Here is an 8319-nt window from a genome sequence, read left to right as displayed (position 1 = left end):
GCCGCCGCGCGGGCGGAGCAGCAGGGCGCGCGGCGCGCCGACCGAGACGATCGCGACCATGGTGTCCTCGCGACGGCCGCGCCCGATGCGGTCGCCGTGCCACGCGACGCTGTCGGCGCCGTCGCGGTAGAGGCAGAGCCCGGCGGTGCGGAACGGCTCGCCCAGCTCACGGGCGTAGTGCGCGCTCAGCGCGTCTCGCGCCTCGCACAGGATCGACTCGGGCAGCTCCTCGTCCTCGCCGTAGAACTTCAGCAGACGCGGGACGTCCACGACGCGGTCGTACATGTGCCGCCGCTCGGCACGCCACGGCACGGAGCCGACGAGGCGGTCGAACAGGACGCCGGAGCCGGTCACCCAGCCGGGCCGTACGTCGATCCACGCTCCACGGTCGAGCACCGTGCGCCGCACCGACGAGCCGAGCGCGCCGAGCTCGATCTCGTCGCCGCAGTCCAGCAGCGAACCCTGGAGCGCCGTCATGACCACAGTCTACGCGACAGATTCAAACACATGTTCGATCATGATCCGCCGCCATCGACTTCATGACGCTCCTCTTGGCCCGATGATCGCCCGGTCCCCGATCGTCAACGTTCGAAGATCATTTCGGGGTAACGGTTGGAGGGTCTGTCCAGGAGCCGCTGGTGGTGATGGTCGAGTTGCCAGGTGAAGAACGCGAGGAGGTACGTCCGTTCGATGGCGACGGCGCGTTGCGGGTCGAGCGTGCCGAACAGCTGCTGCCGCGTGTTCGGTGGAGTGTTGAGCTCGGGGGCGAAGATCTCGAAGTCGGTGAAGGACAGGTGGCCGGAATCGCGAAGCCTCAACCAGCGGCCCCAACCGGTCAGGCGGGGCCAAAGGGTGGTCAGATTCTCCTCGGTCAGGGGGTGACCCGCCGCGGAGTTGCCGCTGATGACCATGAACGGGGAGTGCAATCCGGCGGCGGCGACGCGGTCGCTGACGCCTCCGTCCAGTTCTGCTCCCGCGGTGATGCGACGGTCTTGCAGCATGGTCTCGGCGGTGGCCTCGGCGCCGTGGGAGTGGCCGAACATCCCCGTGCGGGCCAGGTCGAGGGTGTTGCGGAAGGCGGGCAGGCGCTGGTGGTCGGCATCGGGATTGGCACCGGTGTTCAGCCGGGTGAGCTGATCGAGCACGAACCTGACGTCAGCGGTGCGCACGAGGGTCTCCTCGTCGGCGCTGCCGGGTGGGATGTTCTGGGCGACTTCGACCCTTCCCCCGGGGAACTCCACCTGCCCGGAATCATGGGTGTGATCGATGCCCGCGACGAGGAATCCATGACTGGCCAGATCCTCGGCAACGCTGGTCAGTGAGGAGCGATCCATCCCATCGCCCGGGGAGAGCAGGATGACCGGCCGGCCGGCCTTGGCCGAGCGCGCGACCGGGGCGTCTTGGTAGGAGTGCGTCCGCAGCCCGTGAAAGGTCCCGGTCGGCACTGACGTGGCCAGCGCTTGCGCCGTCTGGGCGTCCAACAGCCGCCCGGCCAGAGCGGGAATGTAGCGGGCGCGCGGAAATCCCGCGGAACGTGCAGCCGGATACCACAACTGCACCATCAATTCGCGAAGCGGATGCGAGGGAACCCACGGATCATGACGGGTGCCATCCACCAGATGGAGCGAGACCGTACCCACCTGGTGCCGGCCCGTCGGGCCCGGCAGCGACACCACCGAACCGGCTGCCACGGCCCGGACCGACGTGGGAGCCGAGACGGTGGCCGAGACCGGTTGGGATCGCGGAAGCAACGCGGCCACCAGGGCCAAGACCGCCACAGCCACCCGAACAGCGGCATGGCGGTACGGGCCGGGATCCGGGAGATGGGTCATCTGGCAACATTCCTGCACGCCGCCCAGTGGACCCGTCCCATATTCGGGTCGAGGAGCTGGGAGAGGTGCGTGGGGCGGTCGACCGTGTGCGACAGTCCTTCGACCGTCCCCAGGTCTCCCGGTGGGTAAAGCGTATAGTTCGGCACCCTCTGGCCCGCGGTGAACGTCTCGACCGGCTTGACGCCCGGCCGGCCCTTCTCGATGCGGAGTCCCTTCCAGTCGGTGAGGACCCTCCCGTGCTTGGAGTAGAAGCAGATCGCCGTACCGTGCGGCACCGTGGTGTATCCGTTCTTGGGGGTGAAATTGGCATGGCCGGCGAACACGTGCTGGCCGTCGGGACGCGGGTGAACGCACAGGAAAAGGCCCAGCGGATCCATCCCGTGGAACGGATTGCTCACATACGCGTACGGGTTGGGAGAGTCGGCGATGCCGAGAGGGTCGGCGCTCTGATATCGGGCGGTGGCCGGGTCGTAGTAACGAAAGTAGTTGTAGTCGAGCCCGGTCTCGGGGTCGTGGTGATGGTTGGGGAACCTCAACGGGCAGACCTCGTCGGTCTCCCCCGCGACCGTGGGGGCGCCCCACAGCGATGAGCCCCGGCGCCAGACGACTTCGCCGCGCGGGTCGACCATCTCGGTCGGCGTTCCGACCAGGTCGGTGACGATCGCGTAGAACGCGTGATCGGTCCGTTCCGGTGACGCGCCTCGCCCCTGCTCGTGGTCGACCTGGGTCATCGGCCGGAAGGTGCCGGGCTCGTACTCCCACGTCGTCGTCCGGCTTCCGGTGCCGGTCTCCCCCGGGACGGTGCGGGTCCGTTCGGCGAGGACCACGTCGTCCCAGGCGAAGTCGGTCTGCTCCACGACGTGCCCGCTGCCGGGCGCCAGTCGTTGCTTGGCGATCCGGCGGCCGAGCGGATCGTACCGGTAACGCCATCGCTCTCCGCCGGGCGTGATGACCGCCGTGAGCCGGTCGTCGGCGTCCCAGGCGTAGCGCCACTCGACGAGGCGGCCGGAGAGGCTCCGCTCGCGGCGGCGTACGACGCGTCCCTGCGCGTCATGTTCGAAGGTGACTCTTCCGGCGCGGCGGATCATCGCATCAGCGTACTCGCGCGGGCCGAGAGGGGCCCGAGCCGTCTCGTCGCGCCCCGGCCACCGCGCCTCGGTCAGGTTTCCGGCCGCGTCGTAGACGTAGCGTTCGTCGCGCTCCCGCGCGTGGACCGCGGTGACGCGCCCGGCGGGATCCAGGTCGAACCTCCGCCGCCCGGAAAGGCTGTCATCCACGGCCGTCAGGTGCCCGTCGGTCCGGTAGGTGTAGGTACGGTGCCACACCGGATCACCGGCCGTTCCCGCCCGCCGTTCGCCGGTCGGCGGGGGTCTCCACAGGGTCTGCGACCGGAGCCGGTGGGCGGCGTCCCAGCCGCAGGTCAGCGTCATGCCGCCGGCGATCGTCCGCGCCGTCTCCCGTCCGCTGTCGTCGTGGCCGAACCTCAGGACCTGCCCCGCGGTCTCCAGGCTCACGAGCCGACCGCCCGGGCCGTACCGCCAGTGGGTCTCGACGCCGGAGGGGGTCCTGCGCCAGATCCGTCGCCCGAGCGGGTCGAAGCGCTGGTGAACCGCTTGGCCGTTGCATTCCTCGACGACGACCTGGCCCAACGCGTCACGGTCCAGGCGCAGGTCCGCGTCGGCGTTACGGGCGCGGACCAGGCGGCCGGCCGGATCGTGGTCGAAGGTCGTCACCTCGCCGTCGCCGTCGACCTGCCGGACGATGTCGCCCATCGCGTCGCGGGTGTAACGCACGATCTGACCGGCGCCGTTGGTCCGCGCGATGAGCCGGCCGGCCGCGTCGTAGGCGTACCGGAGCTCGCGGCCGTCGAAGTCGGTCTCCGCCACCAGGTTCCCGGCCGCGTCGTACTCATAGCGCCAGACGAGCCCCCGGGCGTCGGTCACCGACGTGAGCCGCAGTTCGGTGTCATGGCCGAACTCCAGACGTGCGCCGTCGGGGCCGACGCGTGCCGAGACCAGCTCGAAGCCGGTGTACTCGGTGCGCGTCACGTGCCCCGCGGCATCGGTGTACGCGGTGACGTTCCCCTCGGCGTCGTAGGTCCACCGTTCGGTCCCCCCGCCGGGCAGGGACCGCCATTCCAGGTTCCCCTCGTCGGTCCAGCCGAGCCGGACCGTCTCCCCCGCGGGCCAGGTGATCTCCGTCGGCCGGCCGAACTCGTCATGGGCCCACCGGGTGATCGCTCCGGCCGGATCGGTCACCTTCACCGGCAGACCGGTGTCATCGGTCACCACCTCGGTCCTCCGGCCCAGGGCATCGGTGATGGAGGTGAGGCGGCCTCGTTCGTCGTAGGTGTACCGCGTGACGGCACCGAGCGCGTTCGTGCAGGCGAGGAGGTTGCCCCGATCGTCGTGCTCCTGCCGCCAGACCGACCCGTCCGCCTCGGTGATCACAGTGGGCAGGTCGAGCGCGTCGTACGCGACGGTGGCGCGGCGCCCGTCCGCACGGACGATCTCGCTCAGGTTCCCCTGGTCGTCGTAGCGATACCGCTCGGTCCGCCCCAATGGATCGACCACGGCGAGCAACCGGTCGCGGCGATCCCACTCCGCCACCGTGACGTTCCCCGCCGGATCGGTGACGGCGACCACCTGGCCGCGATCGTTCATCCGGAACGTCGTCGCCTGCCCGAGCGAGTTCGTCATCACCGTCCGGCGTCCGTCCGCGAGATAGGCGAAGGTCGCGCTCAGGTGCCCGCCCGGCCCCTCGGTCGCGACGCAGCGGCCCTCGTCGTCGTAGTGGTAGCGGTACCAGCAGCCGACTCTGTCGTCCCAGCCGGTCAACCGCCCCTCACCGTCATAGCGGAACCGGTGTGGCTCGCCGGAGGAATCGACCACCTCGGCCAGGTCGCCGTCGTCGTTGTACCCGTACCTCACGACGACCCGGCCGGACCGGTCCTCGTCGTCGCCGAGAAGCCGCAGCGCGCGGACTCGCCCATCCTCGTAGTCCACCGCCACCCGGTAACCGCTCGAACCGCGGATCCGGGCCACCGAATGATCGCCCCGGCGGTCGAAGTCCAGGCGGTTGCCGTTACGGTCCGTGATCGATGTCAGCGGCAGGACGCGCGCACCGGCCGCGTCGTCGCTGCGCGCGTTCCCGCCCGCGAAACGCATGACGTGGCCCAGCGCCGGATCGGTGACCGTGAAGCCGTCATCGACGCGCTCCAGGGGCAACCGGGGGCCCTCCTCGGGCATGACCGGCGCGGGCGGGGAGGAAGAGGGGGAAAGGGAATAGGACAGCAGCATCCCGTCGCCTGAAGCATAGATCGCCGTGTCGCCCTCGATCACCAGACGCCGATCCAGACTCGACGCCCACGACCTTCCGTACGAAATCCCCGCTCGATACGACGAAATGTGACTGCGAGACACCACGAGTGGCAGGAGTCCAGGCAGTTCCACGTCGGTCTGCGTAAGGACCACCTCTCCGGATGCCACATCGACCGGATCGACCCGGGTGAACCGGCGCTTGAGGGGGATCGCGAAAGAACGCAGTCGTTTGAACAGGTAGGAGAACGCCAATGTTCCCCCACCGGTGCCGGCCACGAGTTCCAGTTGATCAACCCAGTTTCGCGTGGCCACCGGCCCGCTTCGGAAAAGGCCACGGAGCCCGCCGAACAGCCCCAGCAACGGCTCCGCCGCCCGCCCGGCTTTCGTGCCGAATCCCAAAACCGCTCCATTCGTGATCGCGAAGATCACCGCATCGTAGCGGCCCCTCCGAGATCCCCCGATGGGACGCCGGATATCCGTACGTTATTCCATCGGAATACCGGCATTCGACATGGATATTGCAGGCGCGAACGTGAATCTCTCATGCAAGGGCTTCGGCGGTGGAAGTCCTGTAGCGTCGCCCCGCTGTGACGGGCCGCTGCGGTGGGCGACGAGGGAAAAGCATCCGAGGCCCCTGGCCGTGACGGATGGATTGTGATCGATGCGTTCAATTGATCATTGGTCGTGTGCTTCCCGGCGGCGCACTGCGGCGAGGAGCATGCCCGTGGCCGCCGCGGCCGTGGTGATCAGGAAGGCCACGCGGAACCGCGCGTCGTCCGGTGACGGGCCGAGGGCGAGTGTCAGCACGGCGACCGTGAGCGCGCCGGCGAGGTACTGGGACGTCGTCAGCAGCGCGCCCGCCGTGCCCTGGTGCTCCGACGGCACGTCCTGGGTGCCGATGATGAACATTCCGGTGTAGATGGCTCCGTGCCCGAAACCGCTGATCAGGAGGCCGGGCAGCAGGTCCGCGGCGTACGAGGAGCCGCCCAGGCTCAGCGACAGCCACAGCAGGCCGGCGGTGGCGATGGCGAACCCGCCGACGAGGACGCCGTCCGGGCCGATCCGCCGTACGGCACGGCCCGCGGCGGTGTTGCCGACGGTCACCATCGCGGCCATCGGCAGGAACGCGGCCCCCGCCTCGAACGGCGAGTAGCCCTTCGTCGTCTGCAGCAGCAGGGTGAGCAGGTAGAACTCCGAACCGACGCTGGCCATGTACAGCGCGGTCGCCGCCGCGCCGGACCGCAGCGAGCGCGTGCGCCGCAGGACGTGCTCGATCAGGACGTTGGGCGAGGTGCGCTCGTTGCGGACGAACATCGCGAACAGCGCGGCCGCCAGGCCGAGGCAGACGAGCGTCGGCGCGGAGTCCCAGCCGCGGTCGGGGCCGAGGCTGAGGCCGATGACGAGCGTGAGCACGGTGCCCGTACCGACCACCGAGGCGAGCATCGGAATGCGGCCGGTCGGCAGATGGCCCCGGCCGGTTCCGATCCAGACGGCGGCGCCGAGCGCGCACAGGAGCGTGAGGGGCACGTTGACGAGGAAGGTGAGCCGCCACGACGCCGTGGTCAGCAGACCGCCGAGCACGGCCCCGGCGGCCAGGCCGGACGCCCCGACCGAACCCCAGACCACCAGCGCCCGGCTGCGCTGCGGACCCGCGGGGAACGTCGTGCCGATGAGTCCGAGGACCGCGGGTTGCAGCAGTGCCGCGCCGAGCCCCTGCACGCCGCGCGCGGCCAGCAGCACCGCGCCGTCCTCGGCCGCGCCCCCGATCGCGCTGGCGATGCCGAAGGTGATGATCGCGCCGATGAAGAGCCGGGCCGGGCCGACGCGGTCGGTCAGCCGGCCACCGACGACGAGGAACCCGGCGAACAGCACCGCGTAGGCGCTGACCACCCACTGCGCGAGCGCCGAGTCGAGCCCGAGGTCGGCGGCGATGCTCGGCAGGGCGATGTAGATGATCGAGTAGTCGAGGGCGATGAGGAACTGCGCCACCGACAGGACGGTCAGGGTCGCGGGCCGGCGTACGATCACGGGCGCCGCCGGCGCGGTCGCAACGCTCACGGCGCCACCTTCGTCGGCGCCGCGAGCGAAATGCCGCCGTGCCCATCGGTTCGCTTCGTCACAAGGTCTCCGTCTTCGGGGGAGGCATGGCTGCCGCCGAGGGTACGGGGGGCCGGGCATCGACCGCTGATCGGGAATGCCCGACGGCACTGGTCCGGCGACGGCGGCGCCCTCCTCTTCGCTCACGCGGGGTGGAGCACCATGCTCGAACGTTCACACTAGTGTGAGGGCAAGGCGTCCACCGGGAGGCAGGGTGAGGATCGGTCGGCTGGCCGAACGCACGGGGGTCCCGCCACGCCTGCTGCGGTACTACGAGGAGCAGGGCCTCCTGGTGCCCGAGCGGCTGCCGAACGGCTACCGCGACTACGGCGAACCCCTGGTCGGCCGGGTGGCGCAGATCCGCGGGCTGCTCGACGCCGGGCTGACGACGAGCATCATCCGCCAGATCCTCCCATGCCTGGACGACCCGTGCACGATCCACGTACGCGATGCGGACCCGGACCTCATCGCCGCCCTCGAGCACCAGCGCGAGCAGATGGACGCCAAGATCGCCTGCCTGACGAGGAACCGCGACGCGATCAGCGCCTACCTCGACGCCGTACGCCGGCGCCGCTCACGAGACGACGAGGGTCCATAGCCGGGACGACGCGCCCGAGACACGGATGTCGAGCCGGTGCCGCCCCGGCGCGAGCCCCGGATCGATCAGCACCCACCAGCCGTCGTCGACGACCCGCTCGCCGCTCTCGAACTCCACCGGGTTGCCGGGCACGGCTGAGGCGATCACGTAGGGCCCACTGTTCGTGACCCGGATCGGGGTCAGCGACCGGCCGTCCAGCGTGACGTCCATCCGGGCCGCCGGGGGCGTCGGACGGGGGCCGTCCGCCGGCGCGGAGTAGTTCGCCACCGGCGCCAGGATGGGCCGGTTCGCGGGCACCGCGCAGGTGCGCTCCGTCTCTCCCCGGGGCGCGCCGCCGCCCAGCAGCCAGATCGCGGGTGGCTGGTTCAGGCCGCAGAGCCGCGGGTCGAAGTAGCGCGAGGCGGAGATCGACGCGGCGCGGAGCCACCACTGCCGCACGGCGGACGCCGGATCGACGCCCGCGGTCGGCCGG

Annotated in this window: 6 protein-coding genes; 1 reads left to right on the top strand and 5 read right to left on the bottom strand. The window is 70.4% G+C overall.

What is annotated here, in order from left to right; genetic code table 11:
• The 4 genes from ACFFNX_RS34765 to ACFFNX_RS34750 all read right to left on the bottom strand — a co-directional run.
• Nucleotides 1-477: alpha-ketoglutarate-dependent dioxygenase AlkB family protein (locus tag ACFFNX_RS34765; RefSeq protein ID WP_378210156.1), on the bottom strand; the 477-nt coding region annotated here is incomplete at its 3' end.
• Nucleotides 478-581: 104 nt separating this feature from the next.
• Nucleotides 582-1832 (bottom strand): alpha/beta hydrolase family protein, encoded by a 1251-nt coding sequence (locus tag ACFFNX_RS34760; protein ID WP_378210155.1) that lies wholly within the window; start codon nt 1830-1832, stop codon nt 582-584.
• Nucleotides 1829-5320, bottom strand: coding sequence for a putative adhesin (locus tag ACFFNX_RS34755; RefSeq protein ID WP_378210157.1), 3492 nt, complete (start codon nt 5318-5320; stop codon nt 1829-1831). Before ACFFNX_RS34755 ends, ACFFNX_RS34760 begins: the two co-directional genes overlap by 4 nt.
• 507 nt (nt 5321-5827) lie before the next feature.
• The gene (locus tag ACFFNX_RS34750; RefSeq protein WP_378210154.1) at nt 5828-7210 is read right to left on the bottom strand and encodes an MFS transporter; all 1383 of its coding nucleotides are present in this window, start codon (nt 7208-7210) and stop codon (nt 5828-5830) included.
• A 253-nt stretch (nt 7211-7463) separates the two neighbouring features.
• Between ACFFNX_RS34750 and ACFFNX_RS34745 the strand changes: the two genes are divergently transcribed.
• Nucleotides 7464-7847 (top strand): MerR family transcriptional regulator, encoded by a 384-nt coding sequence (locus ACFFNX_RS34745; protein ID WP_378210153.1) that lies wholly within the window; start codon nt 7464-7466, stop codon nt 7845-7847.
• Here ACFFNX_RS34745 and ACFFNX_RS34740 read toward each other — a convergent pair.
• Nucleotides 7824-8319, bottom strand: a 496-nt coding sequence (locus ACFFNX_RS34740; protein ID WP_378210152.1) for a hypothetical protein, incomplete at its 5' end; no start/stop codon positions are given. The genes ACFFNX_RS34745 and ACFFNX_RS34740 overlap by 24 nt on opposite strands.

The organism is Actinoallomurus acaciae, from assembly GCF_042429965.1.
Taxonomy (GTDB): Bacteria; Actinomycetota; Actinomycetes; order Streptosporangiales; family Streptosporangiaceae; genus Actinoallomurus; species Actinoallomurus acaciae.
The sequence above is the reverse complement of the archived record's forward strand: the minus strand, read 5'-3'. Positions and strand labels throughout refer to the sequence as shown.